Annotated in this window: 14 protein-coding genes; 5 read left to right on the top strand and 9 right to left on the bottom strand. The window is 74.3% G+C overall.

Translation table 11 applies throughout. The annotated features are described in order from the left end of the window. Positions 1 to 5: 5 nt before the first annotated feature. Entirely contained in the window at positions 6 to 758 is a 753-nt protein-coding gene (locus ACIBTU_RS05010; RefSeq protein ID WP_399124481.1) for a class I SAM-dependent methyltransferase, read from the top strand. Here ACIBTU_RS05010 and ACIBTU_RS05015 read toward each other — a convergent pair. Beyond that, positions 748 to 1572, bottom strand: coding sequence for a maleylpyruvate isomerase family mycothiol-dependent enzyme (locus ACIBTU_RS05015; protein WP_399124482.1), 825 nt, complete (start codon positions 1570 to 1572; stop codon positions 748 to 750). The two genes, ACIBTU_RS05010 and ACIBTU_RS05015, sit on opposite strands and share 11 nt — an antisense overlap. 194 nt (positions 1573 to 1766) lie before the next feature. Here ACIBTU_RS05015 and ACIBTU_RS05020 point away from each other — a divergent pair, with 194 nt between their 5' ends. Continuing rightward, complete coding sequence (locus ACIBTU_RS05020) at positions 1767 to 2567, top strand: carbon-nitrogen family hydrolase (RefSeq protein ID WP_399124483.1); 801 nt, start codon at positions 1767 to 1769, stop codon at positions 2565 to 2567. Between the two features lie 15 nt (positions 2568 to 2582). Here the strand turns inward: ACIBTU_RS05020 and ACIBTU_RS05025 are convergent, their stop codons facing one another. Further along, positions 2583 to 3080, bottom strand: coding sequence for an LURP-one-related/scramblase family protein (locus tag ACIBTU_RS05025; RefSeq protein ID WP_399124484.1), 498 nt, complete (start codon positions 3078 to 3080; stop codon positions 2583 to 2585). Between the two features lie 102 nt (positions 3081 to 3182). Between ACIBTU_RS05025 and ACIBTU_RS05030 the strand changes: the two genes are divergently transcribed. After that, entirely contained in the window at positions 3183 to 4502 is a 1320-nt protein-coding gene (locus tag ACIBTU_RS05030) for a hypothetical protein (protein WP_399124485.1), read from the top strand. 13 nt (positions 4503 to 4515) lie between these two features. Here the strand turns inward: ACIBTU_RS05030 and ACIBTU_RS05035 are convergent, their stop codons facing one another. Continuing rightward, positions 4516 to 5508, bottom strand: a complete 993-nt coding sequence (locus tag ACIBTU_RS05035; protein ID WP_399124486.1) for a helix-turn-helix domain-containing protein — start codon at positions 5506 to 5508, stop codon at positions 4516 to 4518. A gap of 53 nt (positions 5509 to 5561) precedes the next feature. Between ACIBTU_RS05035 and ACIBTU_RS05040 the strand changes: the two genes are divergently transcribed. Both ACIBTU_RS05040 and ACIBTU_RS05045 read left to right on the top strand, forming a co-directional pair. After that, positions 5562 to 5978, top strand: a complete 417-nt coding sequence (locus tag ACIBTU_RS05040; RefSeq protein ID WP_399124487.1) for a cupin domain-containing protein — start codon at positions 5562 to 5564, stop codon at positions 5976 to 5978. A gap of 48 nt (positions 5979 to 6026) precedes the next feature. After that, positions 6027 to 7865, top strand: a complete 1839-nt coding sequence (locus tag ACIBTU_RS05045; RefSeq protein WP_399124488.1) for an NHL domain-containing thioredoxin family protein — start codon at positions 6027 to 6029, stop codon at positions 7863 to 7865. A 40-nt stretch (positions 7866 to 7905) separates the two neighbouring features. On the opposite strand, the gene ACIBTU_RS05050 is transcribed toward ACIBTU_RS05045, so the two are convergent. From ACIBTU_RS05050 to ACIBTU_RS05075, 6 genes are all read right to left on the bottom strand, one after another. Further along, positions 7906 to 8619, bottom strand: a complete 714-nt coding sequence (locus ACIBTU_RS05050; protein WP_399124489.1) for a DUF4232 domain-containing protein — start codon at positions 8617 to 8619, stop codon at positions 7906 to 7908. A 98-nt stretch (positions 8620 to 8717) separates the two neighbouring features. Beyond that, positions 8718 to 11456 carry a BTAD domain-containing putative transcriptional regulator gene (locus ACIBTU_RS05055; protein WP_399124490.1) on the bottom strand — a complete coding sequence of 913 codons (2739 nt, stop codon included), beginning with the start codon at positions 11454 to 11456 and terminating at the stop codon, positions 8718 to 8720. Between the two features lie 57 nt (positions 11457 to 11513). Continuing rightward, a complete protein-coding gene (locus ACIBTU_RS05060) occupies positions 11514 to 12104 on the bottom strand; it encodes a hypothetical protein (protein ID WP_399124491.1) in 591 nt (196 codons plus the stop codon). 113 nt (positions 12105 to 12217) lie between these two features. After that, positions 12218 to 15082: an AfsR/SARP family transcriptional regulator gene (locus ACIBTU_RS05065; RefSeq protein ID WP_399124492.1), complete on the bottom strand. Its 2865-nt coding sequence runs from the start codon at positions 15080 to 15082 to the stop codon at positions 12218 to 12220. Positions 15083 to 15158: 76 nt separating this feature from the next. After that, positions 15159 to 15377: a DUF6458 family protein gene (locus tag ACIBTU_RS05070; protein WP_399124493.1), complete on the bottom strand. Its 219-nt coding sequence runs from the start codon at positions 15375 to 15377 to the stop codon at positions 15159 to 15161. Positions 15378 to 15460: 83 nt separating this feature from the next. Beyond that, entirely contained in the window at positions 15461 to 16759 is a 1299-nt protein-coding gene (locus tag ACIBTU_RS05075; protein WP_399124494.1) for a M18 family aminopeptidase, read from the bottom strand. Positions 16760 to 16987 lie beyond the last annotated feature (228 nt).

Genomic DNA, 16987 nt, shown 5'->3' on the forward strand with positions numbered 1-16987 from the left:
GGCAGGTGGACAGCATCCCCGCCAATCGGCGGCTCTGGAACCGGATCAGCAGCGACTACCAGCACCGGCACGACCCGCGGATCGGCGCCGCGCCCCGGCTGTGGGGCATGTACTCCGTCCCCGACGCGCGCCTGAACGCCCTGGGCGACGTCACCGGCAAGCGCGTCCTCGAACTCGGCTGCGGTGCCGGCCAGTGGTCCCGGGCGCTCGCGGCCGAGGGCGCCGACGTGGTCGGGATCGACCTGTCCGAGGCCCAACTCGCCGCAGCCGCCGATGCGATGGGAGCGGCCCGCTACCCGCTGGTGCAGGGCGCCGCCGAACAGCTCCCCTTCGCCGACGACAGCTTCGACCTCGTGTTCTGCGACTTCGGCGGTCTCAGCTGGGCGCCCCCGCACCTGGCCGTCCCGCAGGCCGCACGGGTCCTGCGCCCGGGCGGGCGGCTGGTGTTCAACGTCGCCAGCCCGTGGTTCGAGGCCTGTTACGACGAAGCCGCGAGCCGCGTCACCACGACGATGCAGAAGGACTACTTCGGGCTGAGCGGCATCGCCGAAGGCGACGGCGCCATCAGCTATCAGCTCACCTACGGCGACTGGGTCAGGGTCCTGCGCGGCGCGGGGCTCGTCGTCGACGACCTCATCGAGCCGCGGCCCGAACCCGGAACTCTCAACGGCTACAACCAGACCGACCCGCCCGACTGGGCACACCGCTGGCCGGCGGAACTCCTGTGGGTCACCCACAAACCGTGCGTCAGGGAGTGACCGCGAACGAGGTCAGGATGGCCTCGACCAGAGACGCGTCGCCCTCCGTCTTGAGGGCGTCCCGGACCGCCTCCGGGGTCGTGCGGCCGCAGGCGAGGCGGACGTAGGTCTCCCAGTCCAGGGCGATCGTCGCGGCGGGGCCGAGCGAGGGGGCGCCGTCGACCGAGCCCTTGCCCTCCGCGTCCACCCGCACCGTCCGCAGGAACTCGACGGGCCCGTGCACGTCGAAGACCACCGCCGAGTTCGCCGGCGCGCCCGCGTCCTTCGCGACGATCTTCGGCAGGACCGCGAGCAGCATGTCCCGGGTGACGTACGCCCCGGGCGAGTCGAGGTTGCCGGGCCGGCCCAGCGCCTGGCGCAGGTCCTGCTCGTGGACCCAGATGTCGAACGCCCGCCGCCGCATCGCGTACTCGAGGGTCTCCTCGACGCCGCGCGGCCCGCGCACGATCGTGCCGGGCTCACGGGAGTCGTTGCGCAGGTGCCGCGAGCGCCGGATGATCGTGTACTCCAGCTCGGAGACCATCTCCGGCGCCGTGTGGTGCCGGCGGACGTCGACCTGGACCTCCTGGTACCGCTGGTACTCCGTCTGCACGTGGTAGAGATCGCGGGGCAGCGAGTGGATCGGGCGCGGGTCGCCGAGCATCTCGCAGTCCACACCGATGACGTGCGACACGATGTCCCGTACGGACCAGCCGGGGCAGGGCGTCGCCCGGTTCCACTCACCCTCCGCGAGCGGCGTGACCAACTCGGATATCGCTTCCACGGAGTGGGTCCAGGCATCGGCGTAGGACTGAAGGCTGGGGTGGAGACTCACGGAAGGGGACCCCTCGAGCGGTTTGGTACGCGGGCGTATGGCTAGGCGGCGGCGGACGCTGTCGGTGCGGGTTCTGGGGGTCCGGGGGAATCCCCCGGACTGGCACAGTACGCTGCCCGAAGGCACCCCGGCAGCGCTTTCGTACGACGATCGTAGGCCGGTGTTGACGGCTCGAATGCCAGGACGGTGGTAGTGTGCGCGCCTCCCTCATCCAGATCGCGGTAAACGAGGACGAATCGGTCAACTCGCGGCGGGAACGAGTGAGTTCCCTGGTCCGCGAACAGGCAGGTTCGGCCGATCTCGTGGTCCTGCCCGAACTGTGGACGACCGGAGCCTTCGCCTACGAGCTGTTCGCCGCCGAGGCCGAACCGCTGGAGGGCCCCACCTTCGACGCCATGTCGAAGGCCGCGGCGGACGCGGGCGTCTGGCTGCACGCCGGTTCGATCCCCGAGCGCGACCCGGACGGCCCGCTCTACAACACCGCGCTGGTCTTCGCCCCCGACGGCACCCTCGCCGCCGCCTACCGCAAGATCCACCGCTTCGGCTTCGACAAGGGCGAGGCCGTCCTCATGAGCCCCGGCGACGAACTGGTCACCGTACGGCTCCCGGAGACCGTGCTCGGCGTGACCACCTGCTACGACCTGCGCTTCCCCGAGCTGTACCGCGGCCTCGTCGACCGCGGCGCCGAGACCCTCGTCGTCTCCGCCGGCTGGCCCGAGCGGCGCCGCGCCCACTGGACCCTCCTCGCGCAGGCCCGCGCCGTCGAGAACCAGGCGTACGTCCTGGCCTGCGGCAGCGCCGGCACGCACGCGGGCGTCGAGCAGGCGGGCCACAGCATCGTCGTCGACCCCTGGGGCGAGATCCTCGCCGAGGCGGGCGCCGGCGAGGAGGTGCTGCGCGTGGAGCTCGACCCGGCGAAGGTCGGCGCCACCCGCGAGCAGTTCCCGGCCCTCAAGGACCGCCTCCTCGGCCTCGACACACCGCGCCGCCCCTGACCTCCGGGAGCACGCTCAGTCGAGGTCGCCGCGCTCCTTCTCTGCGAGATGGATCACGCACACGGCGACCGCGACGAGCAGCGCCGGATCGGCGTCCTCCCGCACCACGTTCACCCCGTACGTGTCCCGCACCCGCAGCCAGCGCCGCGAGATGTCCGCGAGCAGTTCGCCGTCGTACTCCACGGCGAACTCCCGGTCCAGGATCTTCCCGCTGACGTCGAGCTCGGTGCCGTCGACCAGCTCGACCCGGTAGTGGTTGCGCAGCAGCGACAGACGTTTGCGGCGGATCTTCGCGAGCGGTTCGCCGCCGCGCTCGATCACCATCGTGTCCCGCAGCGCGAGCATCTTCTGGCGGATGTCGATCAGGACGCGTCCGTCGGGCCCCTTGAGCTCGAACGTGTCGCGCAGCCGCATCGCCTTCCCGTCGACGAGGAACGCCTTGCGGCCCTGCTCGTCCTCGATCCAGTAGTCCTCGCCGACGGCGAAGAGCCGTTCCCGAACTTCGTAGCGCATACGCCCCAGCCTGCCCGCGCGCGGCCGACCCGATGCCCGGCAGTGACCCGAACGGCCCAGCCCCGCGTGCGCCGTCCCCGACCCCACCGGTCTCCTAGACCCATGACCAGGGACGACGACGAACTTTCCGCGCTGCGCGCTCGGGTCGCCGAGCTGGAGGCGGCCGCCGGGCAGCCCGCCGGGCAGCCCGCACGGCGGCGGGCCGGCCGGACGAAATCCACGTTCGCCGTCGTCCTGATCGTCCTGGCCGCCCTGCTCACCCCGCTCGGCGCCGTCGCCGTCTGGTCCGACTCACTGATCGGCGACACCGGCCGGTACGTCGACACGATGGCGCCCCTCGCCGAGGACCCGGACGTGCAGAACGCCGTCGCGAACCGGGTCACCACCGCCGTCATGAGCCACATCGAGATCGCCGACCTGCTCGAGAACGTCGCCCCCACCGACCGGCCCGCCCTGGAGAAGGCGCTCGGCGCCGCCAGCGGGCCGATCACCGACGGGCTCACCTCGTTCGTGCACACGGTCGCCGACCGGTTCGTCTCCAGCCCCGCCTTCGCCACCCTGTGGGAACAGCTCAACCGCACCGCCCACGCCTCCGTCGTCAAGGCGCTCACCGGCAGCGGCGGCGGCGCCGTCAAGGTCGACAACGGCATGGTCACCCTCGACCTCGCCCCCGTCGTCGAGCAGGTCAAGAACGCTCTCGTCGACCGCGGGCTCGACGTCGCCGCGAAGATCCCCGAGGTCCACACCGAGATCACCGTCATGGAGTCCACCGGCGGCCTCGCCAAGGCCCGCAAGGGCTTCCGCCTCCTCCAGCTGCTCTCCTGGGTGCTCCCGCTGATCGTCCTGGTCCTCGCCGCCGCGGGCGTCCTGCTCGCCCGGCGCCGCCGCCGCGCCCTCGTCACCGCCGCGCTCGGCGTCGCGGCCGGCGCGCTGGTCCTCGGCCTCGCCCTGTGGCTCGGCCGCGCCTACTACCTCGACGCCCTGCCCTCCAGCGTCTCCCGCCCCGCCGCGGAGTCCGTCTTCGACACCCTCGTCCGCTTCCTGCGCAGCGGCGTCCGCATGATCGCCGCCCTCGGCATCGTCGTCGCCCTGGCCGCCTGGCTCAGCGGCCCCGGGCGCTGGGCGCGGGCCACCCGCGACGCCTGGTCCGGCGCCATCGGCTCGGTCCGCCGGTCCGTCACGGCCGGCACCTTCGGCCCGGTCGGGCCCTGGGTGCACCGCATGCGGACCTGGCTGAACTGGACCGTGGCGGCCGTCGCCGCCGCCGTCCTCATCGCCTGGAACTACCCGACCGGCGCCGTCGTCGCCTGGATCGCGTTCGTCGCCCTGTGCGCCCTCGCGATCATCGAGTTCCTCGACGTCCCGGAATTCCAGGACGCGGCCGCACCCACTTCCCTCCCGCCCGAGGGCCTCGCACCGTAGCTGCCGCAGACCTTTACGCCGTAATCGCCGAAGTGGCCTCCACAGGCGCCGCACCGAACCGCCTCCGGTACGCCGAAGGGCTCAGCCCCGTCGCCCGCTTCAGATGCGCCCGCAGATTCGCCGCGCTCCCCAGACCGCTGTCCCGCGCCACCACGTCGAGCCGCGGCTCGCCCCGCTCGATCAGCCGGCAGGCCAGCGCGATCCGCTCCCCGAGCAGCCAGGCCAGCGGCGTCGTCCCCAGCTCTGCCCGGAACCGGCGGTGCAGCGTCGCCGGGCTCACCCCGGCGCGGGCCGCCAGCCCGGCCACCGTCAGCGGTTCGCCGAGCCGCTCCTGCGCCCAGACCAGCAGCGGCGCGAGCGAGGCGTCCGGCACCTGCGGCACCGGGCGCTCCACGAACTGGCGCTGCCCGCCGTCCCGGTGCGCGGCGAACACCAGCCGCCGCGACACCGCGTTCGCGATCTCCGCGCCGTGGTCCCGGCGCACCAGGTGCAGCCCGAGATCGAGCGCGGACGCGCTGCCCGACGCGGTCAGGATGTCCCCGTCGTCGACGAACAGCACGTCGGGTTCGAGCCGCACCCCGGGGAAGCGGCGGCGGAACGCGTCCGCCCACATCCAGTGACAGGCCGCCCGCCGCCCGTCGAGGAGCCCCGCCTCCGCGAGCGTGAACGCCCCGCTGCAGAACCCGACGAGCCGGGCCCCGCGCGCGTGCGCGGCCCGCAGCGCGTCGAGCACCTCCGCCCGGCGGGGCACCTCGGTGTCCGGCCGGTTCGGCACGATCACCGTGTCGGCGCTCTCCGTCGCCGACAGGTCCGCGACCCCGCTCAGCGTGAAGAACCCGTCCCGCATCACCGTGTCCGGCTCCGGCGCGCACAGCGCGAACGAGTAGAGCGCGCGCCCCAGTTCGGGCCGGCGCAGCCCGAACACCTCGATGGCACAGGCCAGCTCGAAGGGGTTGGAGCCTTCGTCGACGAGTGCGACCACCCGGTGCGAGGATTCTTGCGACATACGCGATTTCTAGCACTCACACCCGGCCCCGCGCCGCCCGCACGCTGGACACCATGAACCCCGCCACGCACCCCGCACTCCCGGAACCCGTCTCCCTCCCGCAGACCCTCACCACCTTCGACGCCCTGTGGAGCCCGCGCATCGTCGCGAACGTCAACGACTACGACGTGCGGCTCGCCAAGGCGGAGGGCGAGCACGTGTGGCACGTCCACGAGAGCACCGACGAGTTCTTCCTCGTCGTCGAGGGCGAACTGACCATCGCCCTGCGCGAGGACACCGGCGAACGCGCCGTCGTCCTGCCCCGCGGCTCCGTCTTCACCGTCCCCCGCGGCACCTGGCACAAGCCCCACGCCGCCCCCGGCACCGCCCTCCTCGTCCTGGAACCCACCGGCACCTCCTCGACGGGCGACGCCCACGACCCCGTCCCGGCCCACGTGGACTCCACGACGGGTCACCCCGTCCAGGTGTGACCGTCGTCCAGGTGTGACCGGCTTCCGCGCGGGTGGCAAGCTTGAAGCATGAACGATGCTGCCCCGGTGCCCAGCCCCGTCCCCGCCCGCCGCGCCCGAGTCCGCGCTCCCGAACTGGTCGGCGCGGGCGGCTGGCTCAACACGGGCGGGAAGGAACTGAAGCTCGCCGACTTCCGCGGGCGCACATTGGTCCTCGATTTCTGGACCTTCTGCTGCGTGAACTGCCTGCACGTGCTCGACGAGCTGCGGGAGCTGGAGGAGAAGCACCGGGACACGCTCGTGATCGTCGGCGTGCACTCGCCGAAGTTCGTGCACGAGGCCGAGCACGCGGCGGTCGTCGACGCGGTCGAGCGGTACGGGGTGGAGCACCCGGTGCTCGACGACCCGGAGCTCGTGACCTGGAAGCAGTACGCGGTGCGGGCCTGGCCGACGCTCGTCGTGATCGACCCCGAGGGGTACGTCGTCGCGCAGCACGCCGGTGAGGGGCACGCGCACGCGATCGAGAAGCTGGTCGAGGAGCTGGAGGCCGAGCACGAGGCGAAGGGGACGCTGCGGCGCGGCGACGGGCCGTACGTGCCGCCGGAGCCGGTCGCCGGTGATCTGCGCTTCCCGGGCAAGGCGCTCGTGCTGCCGTCGGGGAACTTCCTGGTGTCCGACACGACCCGGCACCAGCTGGTCGAGCTGGCCGCGGACGGCGAGAGCGTCGTGCGGCGGATCGGGAACGGGGAGCGCGGCTTCGGGCCCGAGTCGTTCAACGAGCCGCAGGGGCTGGCGCTGCTCGACGAGCGGACCGTGGTCGTCGCCGACACCGTGAACCACGCGCTGCGCGCCGTCGACCTGGAGAGCGGTGCGGTCACGACCCTCGCGGGGACCGGGAAGCAGTGGTGGCAGGGGTCGCCGACCAGCGGGCCCGCCCTCGAGGTGGACCTGTCCTCGCCGTGGGACGTCGCCGTGTTCGGCGGGCGGGTGTGGATGGCGATGGCCGGCGTGCACCAGCTGTGGACGTACGACCCGGTCGGGGGCGTCGTCGCGGTCGCGGCCGGGACGACGAACGAGGGGCTCGTCGACGGTCCCGGCGACGAGGCGTGGTTCGCGCAGCCGTCCGGGCTCGCGGCGACCGAGGACCGGCTGTGGGTCGCCGACGCGGAGACGAGCGCGCTGCGGTACGTGGACCGGGACGGGCACGTGCACACGGCCGTCGGCACCGGCCTGTTCGACTTCGGGCACCGGGACGGGGACGCGGGGCAGGCACTGTTCCAGCACCCGCTGGGTGTCACCGCGCTGCCCGACGGCTCGGTCGCGGTGGCGGACACGTACAACCACGCGCTGCGCCGCTACGACCCGGCGACGCGCCAGGTCAGCACGCTGGCGACGGATCTGCGGGAGCCGAGCGACGCGGTCCTGGTCGGTGACGACATCGTGGTCGTGGAGTCGGCGCGGCACCGGCTGACCCGGCTCCGGCTTCCCGAGGAGGCGGTACGGGTGGACGCGGTCGCGCACCACACGCAGCGCGCCGCGACCGAGATCGCGGGCGGCAAGCTGCGCCTCGACGTCATCTTCCAGGCGCCGGCCGGGCAGAAGCTCGACATCCGGTACGGGCCCTCGACCCGGCTGCTCGTCTCGTCGACGCCGCCGGAGCTGCTTGTCGCGGGCGACGGCGCGGGCACCGAGCTGGGCCGTGAGCTGGTCCTGAACCCGGAGATCGAGGAGGGCGTCCTGCACGTGTCGGCGATGGCCGCGTCCTGCGACGACGACCCGGCCAACGAGTACCCGGCCTGCCACGTCCACCAGCAGGACTGGGGTGTGCCGGTCCGTGTGGCCGAGGGCGGGGCGGACCGGCTGCCGCTGGTGCTCGCGGGTCTGGACGAGCAGACCGCGCGGGGCTGACGGGGGTCCGGCCCCGCGCGGCGTCGGTGGTCCTGCGGGGTCAGTTGCCGAACGGCTTGACCGTGTTCCAGGAGTAGACCTCGATGCCGTCGGCCATCTTGCCCGCGTACTCGACCTCGCCGGGGGTCTGGATCGTCTCGACCTCGGCGTCGTCGGGGTTGTTCATCTGCAGGGACAGGCGGATCGACGTGAAGTAGTCGTCCTCGGCCTTGACGTCCTGGGTGACGGCGATCGCGGAGTAGATCCGGCCGCCGGGCTGGACGACGAGGGGCTGCGCGGGCTGCTGGTCGTCCTTGGCCTGCGGGATGTCGCCGTTGGCCTTGCCGGGGGTGATGACCGGGAAGGCCTTGACGGTGCAGGCCGTCGCGGCGCGGCTCTCGGCGGTGATCAGCAGGTGGTCGCCCTGCTGCTCGGGGTTGCGGCGCTCCAGCTTGTAGGTGAGGAAGCCGACCTTGCACTCGGGCGTCTTCTTGGAGGCCGTGCCCGAGCCGCCCGTGCTGCTGCCGGTCTTCGAGGAGCCGGCCTGCGCGGTGTCGCCGCCCGAGGCCTGCGCCGAGTCGCCGCCACCGGTGGTCGAACCCGCGTCCGCGCCCTGGTCCTTCGAGGCGTCCGAGCCGGCCGAGGAGCTCGACGCGGTGTTCTCCGCGGCGCCCTCGTCCTTGGCGCCCGTGTCGCCGTTGCAGGCGGTGAGGCTGAGGCTCAGGGCGGCGGCAGCGGCGGCGAGGACGACGTTGCGGGCGATGGTGCGGGTCATGGTGGGGCTCCCCCGGTATGCGGTGGGGCCGCCTGGTCCGGTCGGCCCCTTGTGAGAACCACTCTGCCGGGCGCCGTCGCCGTCCGGTCGTTCCCCCGCTATCGCCCCGTCGCCGTTTCGCTTCCGATCCGTTCGAGCTGCGCCTTCGCCTTCCGCATACCGTCCTCGAAGCCCCGCTTCACCGCTTCGTCACGGGCCTCGTGGAGGCAGTCGAGAGCTTCCGCTTCGCGGCCCAGGGCGTGCAGTGCGGTGCCGCGCGCGATCCGCAGCAGGATCTGCCGCAGCGGGGCCAGCCCCTCCGCGGAGGCGCCCGGCAGGGCCAGCCCGCGCTCGGTGCAGTCGAGCACCGCGGCGTGGTCGGCGGTGGCCAGGAGCTGGCCGGCGCGGTGCTCCAGGGCGAGCAGTTCGGTGAGGATGTCGTCGGTGGCGCGGGCCAGCTCGGCGGCCCGTACGACGTGGGCGAGGGACGCGGCGCTCGGCCCGCCGTCCCTGTCCAGGGCGACCGCCAGGTTGACCAGCGCGGTGGCCTCGCTGGACGTGTCGCCGGCGCGGGCCGCGAGCTCCGGGGCGCGCTCCAGCTGCTCTATCGCCTGCGCGAGCCGCCCTTCTTCGGTGAGCACCCAGCCGTACAGGGCGCGGATCCGGGACTCGGCGTCCGGGTCGTCGAGGCGCTGCGCGGCGGCGAGGCCCTGCTCCATGAGCGGCACCCAGTCGTCGCGGACGTAGCCGACGACGTACGGCCACTGCAGGACGGCGAGCCGCCAGGCGCGGTCGTCGTGGCCCGCGGCGTGCGCGGCGACGGCGGCGGCGACGAGGTTCTCGCGCTCGACGGAGTACCAGGCCAGGCCGCTCGTCCGGTCGGTCAGGGCCGGCCGGCCGAGGTCGGGCCGGATGTCGGCGGGCAGGACGCAGCAGGGCCGGTCGTCGGGCTCGGTGACGGCGGCGGCGTGCAGCGCGGTGCGCACGTAGTGGTCGAGGAGCCGGACGAGGGCCTCGTCGGTGGCCTCGGTGTCGTCGGCGCGGGCCAGGCCGCGCGCGTAGAGCCGTACGAGGTCGTGCATCAGGTAGCGGCCGGGGGTGGGCTCGGTGAGCAGGTGGGCGCCGGCGAGGCGGTCCAGGGCGGTGGCGGCCTCCTGGGGGGACCGGTCGGTGAGGGCGGCGGCCGCGTACCGGTCGAGGTCGGGGCCCGGCAGCACGCCGAGGCGGTGGAACAGGAGCCGGGCGTCCTCGGGCAGGGCGCGCAGGGTGAGCCGGAGCGCGGCGGCGACGCCGGTGTCGTCGACGTCGAGGAGGGCCAGGCGGCGCTGCTCGTCGGCCAGTTCCTCGGCGAGGCCGGACAGGGGCCACTCGGGGCGGGCGTTGACGCGGGCGGCGACGACGCGCAGGGCGAGCGGCAGGCCGGCGCAGAGTTCGGTGAGGCGGGCGGCGGCCTCCGGTTCGGCGGCGAGCCGGTCGGCGGCGCCGGTCGCGGCGGCGAGCAGGGCGGCGGACCCGGCGGGGTCGAGGACGCCGAGGGCGACGGTGCGGGCCAGTTCGCTGACGGCGAGTCCGTCCAGGCGCAGCCGCGAGGTGACGACGGCGGCGCTGCCGGGCCCGGCCGGGAGCAGCGGGCGGACCTGGGCGGCGGTGCGCGCGTTGTCGAGGACGACGAGGTGCCGGTGGTGTTCGGTACGGGTGCGGTACGCGGCGGCGAGCGCGCCCGGCGTCTCGGGCAGGTCCCGGGCGGGCACGCCGAGGGCGATGAGGAACTCGCGGAGGACGTCGGCGGTCTCGGGGGCGCTGTCGCCGCTGCCGTCGTCGTCGCTGAAGCCGCGCAGGTCGGTGAAGAGGACGCCGTCGTAGCGGTCGCGGACGGTGTGCGCCCAGTGCAGCGCGGCGGCGGTCTTGCCGACGCCGGCCGGTCCGGTGAGGACGGTGACGGCGTGCTCGGGCCCGGCCGCGGCGTCGAGCGCGGCGAGTTCGCGGTCGCGGCCGACGAAGCCGCGGGGCGGGCGGGGCAGCAGGTCGGGCCCGTCCGGGGCGGTGGCGCGGACCGGCTCCGGGGCGGCGGGCTCGGGGGCGGGCTGCGGCTTGGGCGGCGTGGGCGGGGCGCCGGGGCCGTCGCCGGCGAGGATCTCCGCGTAGGCCTCGCGCAGCGCGGGGCCGGGGTCGACGCCGAGCTCGTCGGCGAGCAGGGTGCGGGTGCGGTGGTACTGGTCGATGGCGTCGGACTGGCGGCCCGCCCGGTACAGGGAGCGCATCAGCGCGGCGGCGAGCGACTCCCGCATGGGGTGCGCGACGGCCTCGGCGTGCAGCAGGGCGGCGGCCCGCGCGTGCTCGCCGAACTCGCCGTAGGTGCGGGCCAGATGCTCGACGGCCGAGATCCGGGCCTGTTCGAGGCCGTCGGCGGCGACCCGCAGCGGGCCGCCCGTCGCCACGCCGACCAGCGCGGGCCCGCGCCACAGCGAGAGCGCCTCGCGCAGCAGCGCGGCCGCGTCGTCGGGGGAGCGCTGCTCGTGGGCGAGCCGGACGAGCTCGTCGAAGCGGTGGGCGTCGAGCAGCGACTCGGGCATCTCCAGGACGTACGCGTCGCCGCGCGTGACGAGCTGTACGCCCCACTCGTCGGCGCCTCCCTGCGCGAGCAGCGCGCGCAGCCGGGACACGTGGCCCTGGGTGACGGTGCGGGCCCGCGCGGGCGGTCCCTCGGGCCACAACGCGTCGATCAGCTGGTCGAGGGGGACCGCCGTGTTGGGCCGCAGCAGGAGCGCGGCGAGGAGGCTGCGCCGCTTGGCGGGACCGAGCGGGAGCTCGCCGCCCCCGGTCGCCACGCCGACGGTGCCGAGCAGCCTGAACTCCACGCTTGTGCCCCCCTGTGTACGCCGCGAAAAACCCGATGCGCCCAGGGTACGGCGGTGTTACGGGTGGTAGAGCTCGGTGACGGTGGCGGCGACGCCGTCCGCGTCCTTGACGACGCGGACCGTGACGCTGTTCGTCTTCGACGCCGTCACCAGCTGGTCGTACGTGCACGGGGTGGTGCCCGCGTTGTTGTCGGCGGTGACGGAGCCGTCGGCGCCGCCGCAGATGGCCGCGGCACCGAGGATCCGGGTGCTGTTCTCGACGAGGAACTCCTGGTCGCCGACGGTCATCTTGTGGTCGGCCAGGTAGTTGAGGGTGCCGGTGTAGCAGCCGTCGGCGCCCCCGGTGTTGACGCACTCGCCCTTGGCGCCGGTGTCGGGGGCGGGGTTGCCGGTGGCGGCGCTGTCACCCGTGCCGCCGCCGCTGGTGCCGCCGCTGCTGTCGCTCTGGCCGTCGCCCGCGGGCTTGCCGTCGGTGGAGTCGGCGGAGTCCGGGCTCTGGGGCGCGGGGCTGCCGCTCGCGCTGTTCGACGGTGCGGCGGCGCCGCTGTCCCGGGTGCCGTCGCCGTCGTTGCAGGCGGTCAGCGAGAAGGCGAGCGCCGCGACGGCGGCGACGGCGAAGGCGGTGTTCTTGCGCAGGGCGATACGCATGGTGGCAGGTCCCCCGTGATCGTCAGGTTTGTTTACAGTCACGACCCTGCCGCCCGCCGCTGACGTTTCACTAACAGCCCACTAACGCGGCAGCCCCGCAGGTGAAGGGCCTGTCACGGCTGTGTGAGGGACTTCTGGAGCTGCTCGGCCCTGGCCCGGTACGCGGCTCCCGAGAGCGGTTCGTCGAGCACGGTGGCGACGTCGCCGAGCCGCGTCAGCGTGCGCACCGTGCGCGCCGGAAGATCCTCCTCCTCGTTGACGGCGACCGCTGTGAGCAGCGCCTCGCGCGCCTCCTCGTGCAGCCCGCCGTAGTGCAGCGAGATGCCGTACGACTCCCAGATCAGCGGCCGCCAGCCGGCGATCTCGTTCTCGGGGATCGCCGCGAGGCAGCGGGCCGTGTGCTCGGCGGCCGCCGTGAAGTCGCGCCGGGCCAGGGCGACATGGGAGGCGTGGTAGTGCTCCAGGGTGGCGGCGATCGGGTGGCCGGCCGTGCGGGCGTCGCGCACCGCGTCCGCGAGCGCGTCGAGCACACCGGCCGGGTCGCCGTGCCGCTGGCGGGCGACGGCGAGCAGTACGAGGATCTGGCAGGAGACCCCGGGGGCGAAGGTGCGCAGCGGCGGCACCGCTCCGGCCAGGAAGGTCTCGGCCCGGGCGAACTGGCCGGTCTCCACGAACAGCATGCCGGTGACGGCCCGCAGCCAGCCGATGCCCTGGACGCTGCCGGTCCGCTCGGCGGCGGCGAGCGCCGTGCGCAGCGGCAGCTGCCAGCCGGGGTGCGGGTGCCAGTGGACGAGCGGCCACAGATGGGCGGCGAGCCGCCAGGTGCGGTCATCGTCGCCGAGCCGGGCGGCGGCGAAGACCGCGGCCATCAGCGATTCCCGCTCCCGCAGGAACCAGCCGAACACGGCCTCGCGCGCCCCGATCCGGGGCACGGGCAGCGCCGTGTCGAAGCCTTCGGGCAGCTCGACGGTCCGCGCGCCGGTGGGGTCGAACACGTCCACGGCGGCGTGCTGGGCCCGCAGCCAGTGGTCGACCATGCGCCGGGTGACCGCGTCGGCCCCCTCGGCGCGGGGCAGCCCGCGGGCGTAGAGCCGTACGAGGTCGTGCAGCGTGTACCGGTCGGGGCCCGCCTCCTGGACGAGGTGGGCGGCGGCGAGCCGGTCGAGGCCGACGCGGGCCTCGGGGACCGCGGTCCCGGCGGCGGCCGCGGCCGCGTACACATCGCTCTCCCGGGTGAAGGAGTGCCCGAGCGCGCCGAGCAGCGCGGCGTCGGTGGCGTCCAGGCGGGTGACGGAGGAGCGCAGGGCGGTCGCCACGCCGGTGTCCTCCGCGGCCAGCAGGGCGAGCCGGCCGTGCTCGTCGGCGAGTTCGGCGGCCAGGGCGGCGGCGGACCAGCGGGGCCGGCCCCGCAGCCGGGCCGCGGCGATCCGCAGGGCGAGCGGCAGCCCGTCGCAGAGCCGGGCGATCTCCCGTACGGCGTCGGGGTCCTGGGTGCCGCCGAGGGCGGCGGCCAGCAGGCCCGCCGCGTCGTCCGCGTCGAGCACCGTGACCGGCAGCGGGGTCGCGCACTCCTCGGCCATCACGGCGTCCAGGCGGGCGCGGCTGGTGACGACGGTGGCGCACGCGTCGCCGCCGGGCAGCAGCGGACGGATCTGCGCGGAGTCCCGCGCGTTGTCGAGCACGACGAGCAGCCGCCGCTCCCTGACCAGGGACCGGAACAGCGCCGCCGCGGCCCCGACCTCGGCCGGCACGGCGGCCGCCTGCACCCCGAGCGCGGTCAGGAACTCCCGCAGGACGTCGATGGCCCGGGCCGGTTCGGCGTCGCTGTGTCCGAGCAGGTCGGCGAAGAGCCGCCCGTCGGGATAGGCGCCGGCGTGCGCGTGCGCCCAGTGGACGGCGAGGGAGGTCTTGCCGACACCGGCGGGCCCGGTGACCAGGACGACGGGCGAGGCACCGGCGGCCGCGGCCCGGGTCAGCCCGGTGAGTTCGCGATCCCGCCCGTGGAACCCGCGGGGGGTGCGGGGCAACAGGTCGGGGGCGGCCGCGGGGGCGGGGCCGGTGCCGAGTGATGCGGTGGCGCCTGCGGCCCGGGTGGGTTCGCGGTCCCGCCCGGGGAAGCCGCGGAGGGTGCCGGGCAGCGGGTCGGGGGCGGTCCCGGGGTTCCGGCCGGCGCCGCCCGGTGGCGCGGCCGGGGACGCCACGGAGACGGCCTGTGCGGCGGACAGGGGCGCCACGGGGATGGCCTGGGCGAGGACCGCCTCGTACGCGGAGCGCAGCACGGGACCCGGGTCGACGCCCAGCGACTCGGCGAGCTCCCTGCGGGTGCGGTGGTACAGCTCCAGGGCGTCCGACTGGCGGCCCGCCCGGTACAGCGCCCGGACCTGCGCCGCGATCAGCGGTTCGCGCAGCGGGTGGCGGGCGGCCTCGACGCCGAGCAGCGCCACGGCCCGCTCGTGGCTGCCCAGATCCCGGTAGGCGGCCGCCAGTTGCTCGACCGTCGCCAGCCGGCTCTCCTCCAGGGCGGCCGCGGCGGCGAGCAGCGTGGGCGTGGCCACGGTGCCGCCCAGCGCGTCCCCCCGCCACAGCGCGAGCGCCTCGCGCAGCATCGACGCCGCCTCCGCCGGGTCGCGTCGCCGCCGGGCCAGGACCACCAGGTCCTCGAAGTGCCGGACGTCGAGCAGCGTCTCGGGCATCCGCAGCGCGTACGCCCCTGCCTGCGTGCTGAGTTCGACGTCGTACGCGTCCAGGCCCGCCCCGGAGATCAGCGCGCGCAGCCGGGACACATGGCCCTGGATGACGGTGCGCGCGTGCAGCGGCGGCTCGTCCTCCCACAGCGCCTCGGTGAGCGCGTCGACGGAGACCGCGGCCGGGGACCGCAGCAGCAGCACGGTCAGCAGACTGCGCCGCTTGGCGGGTCCGAGCGGCACGGGCCCCGCGCCCCCGTGGACCGAGACGGGCCCGAGAAGCTGGAACTTCATTCCCGTGTACTCCCGGCGCGGCGGATGTCGCTGACATGCCACGATAGCGCCGCGCCGGTCGCTCCCCGCGACGCGTCTACAGACGCGGATTGCGGTCGTCTTCTATGACGGTGGTCTGAGTGGGGGTCAGGCCCCTGCGGCGGCCGATGCTGCGGAACACGAAGACTCCGATCAGCCCGACGATCATGAGGATCCAGCCGACCAGGTGGAGGTCGACGCCCTTCATGTGCCAGTCGGTCGCGAACGCGAGGATCGCCCCGAGGGCCACGAGGATGATGCAGCCGCCCAAGCTCATGGGAACCGCCTTCCTGAGGTGTGCGCGGACATGCGTGAGGGGTCCGGGTACCCCGGACCCCTCGGCTCTCACACCCGCGGGGCTCAGCCCTCCAGGAACGCCACCAGAGCGTTCGCGAGGAGGAACGGGTCGTCGGCGCCGCACAGTTCGCGCACGCTGTGCATCGACAGGATCGCCGCGCCGATGTCGACGGTCTTGATGCCGTGCCGGGCCGCGGTGATCGGGCCGATCGTGGTGCCGCACGGCATCGAGTTGTTGGACACGAACGACTGGAACGGCACGCCGGCCTTCTCGCAGGCCGCCGCGAACACGGCGCGGCCGCTGCCGTCCGTGGCGTAGCGGTTGTTGACGTTCACCTTGAGGATCGGGCCGCCGTTGGCCCGGGGGTGGTGCGTCGGGTCGTGCCGCTCGGCGTAGTTGGGGTGCACGGCGTGCCCCGTGTCCGAGGACAGGCAGATCGTGCCGGCGAAGGCCCGCGCCTTGTCCTCGTACGAGCCGCCCCGCGCGAACACCGAGCGCTCCAGGACGCCGCCGAGCAGCGGGCCGTCGGCACCGGTGTCGGACTGCGACCCGTTCTCCTCGTGGTCGAACGCGGCGAGCACCGGGATGTAGGGCAGGTCCTCCTGCTTGCTGACCTCGGTGAGCGCGGCCGTGCAGGCGTGCACGGACAGCAGGTTGTCCATGCGCGGGCCGGCGAGGAGCTCGCGGTCGCGGCCCAGGTAGGCGGGGGCCTCGACGGCGTACGTCATGAGGTCCCAGCCGGTGATGGAGCCGCGCTCCAGCCCGTTCTCCTCCTCCAGGAAGGCGAGCAGGTCGCCCTCGTGGACGTCGTCGCCCAGGCCCCAGATGGGCTGCATGTGGCGCTGCTTGTCGAGCTTGAGGCCCTCGGGGGTGACCGAGCGGTCGAGGTGGACGGCGAGCTGCGGGACGCGCAGCAGGGGGCGGTCCACGTTCACCAGGCGCTCGGTGCCGTCGCGCAGGGTGATCCGGCCGGCCAGGCCCAGGTCGCGGTCGAGCCAGGAGTTGAGCAGGGGGCCGCCGTAGATCTCGACGGCGACCTGGCGCCAGCCCTGGGCGCCCATGTCCGGCTGGGGCTTGACCCGCAGGTTCGGGGAGTCGGTGTGCGCGCCGACGATCCGGAACGGGGTGTGGGGGGCGGCGCCCTCCGGGACGAACCAGGCGATGATCGCGCCGCCGCGGACGACGAACCTGCCGCCCGTCGTGCCGTCCCAGGCGTCGGTCTCGGCGACCTGCTGGAACCCGGCCTTCTCCAGCCGTGCCGCGGTGTTCGCCACCGCGTGGTACGGGGTGGGGCTCGCGGCGAGGTAGGTCATCAGGTCGTCGGTGTGCCCGCGATCGAAGGGGCCGGAGGGTGTGCGCATGCCGTCAGGGTAGGCCCTGGCCCACCCATGCCGCCCACTCGTCTGCCGGGCGCCCTTGTCCTGCGGGTGCGGGTGGGTGGGGGCTGGTCGCGCAGTTCCCCGCGCCCCTGAAATGCATGCGCTGCGCGCAGCATTTCCCCGACGGGTCACCGCCCCCTATGGAGATGGCGCACGAAGTGCGCATCTCCAGGGGCGCGGGGAACTGCGCGAGAAGCCCCACCGGGCGGG

The sequence above is a fragment of the Streptomyces sp. NPDC050145 genome, from assembly GCF_044460245.1.
In the GTDB taxonomy this organism is placed as follows: Bacteria; Actinomycetota; Actinomycetes; order Streptomycetales; family Streptomycetaceae; genus Streptomyces.

Bases quoted from the DNA above. Each gene is read 5' to 3' on its own strand.
- ACIBTU_RS05040 (WP_399124487.1), top strand. From the start codon at position 5,562: ATGAACCCCGCCACGCACCCCGCACTCCCGGAACCCGTCTCCCTCCCG.
- ACIBTU_RS05060 (WP_399124491.1), bottom strand. From the start codon at position 12,104: ATGCGTATCGCCCTGCGCAAGAACACCGCCTTCGCCGTCGCCGCCGTC.
- ACIBTU_RS05025 (WP_399124484.1), bottom strand. From the start codon at position 3,080: ATGCGCTACGAAGTTCGGGAACGGCTCTTCGCCGTCGGCGAGGACTAC.
- ACIBTU_RS05050 (WP_399124489.1), bottom strand. From the start codon at position 8,619: ATGACCCGCACCATCGCCCGCAACGTCGTCCTCGCCGCCGCTGCCGCC.
- ACIBTU_RS05070 (WP_399124493.1), bottom strand. From the start codon at position 15,377: ATGAGCTTGGGCGGCTGCATCATCCTCGTGGCCCTCGGGGCGATCCTC.
- ACIBTU_RS05035 (WP_399124486.1), bottom strand. From the start codon at position 5,508: ATGTCGCAAGAATCCTCGCACCGGGTGGTCGCACTCGTCGACGAAGGC.
- ACIBTU_RS05065 (WP_399124492.1), bottom strand. From the start codon at position 15,082: ATGAAGTTCCAGCTTCTCGGGCCCGTCTCGGTCCACGGGGGCGCGGGG.
- ACIBTU_RS05030 (WP_399124485.1), top strand. From the start codon at position 3,183: ATGACCAGGGACGACGACGAACTTTCCGCGCTGCGCGCTCGGGTCGCC.
- ACIBTU_RS05075 (WP_399124494.1), bottom strand. From the start codon at position 16,759: ATGCGCACACCCTCCGGCCCCTTCGATCGCGGGCACACCGACGACCTG.
- ACIBTU_RS05045 (WP_399124488.1), top strand. From the start codon at position 6,027: ATGAACGATGCTGCCCCGGTGCCCAGCCCCGTCCCCGCCCGCCGCGCC.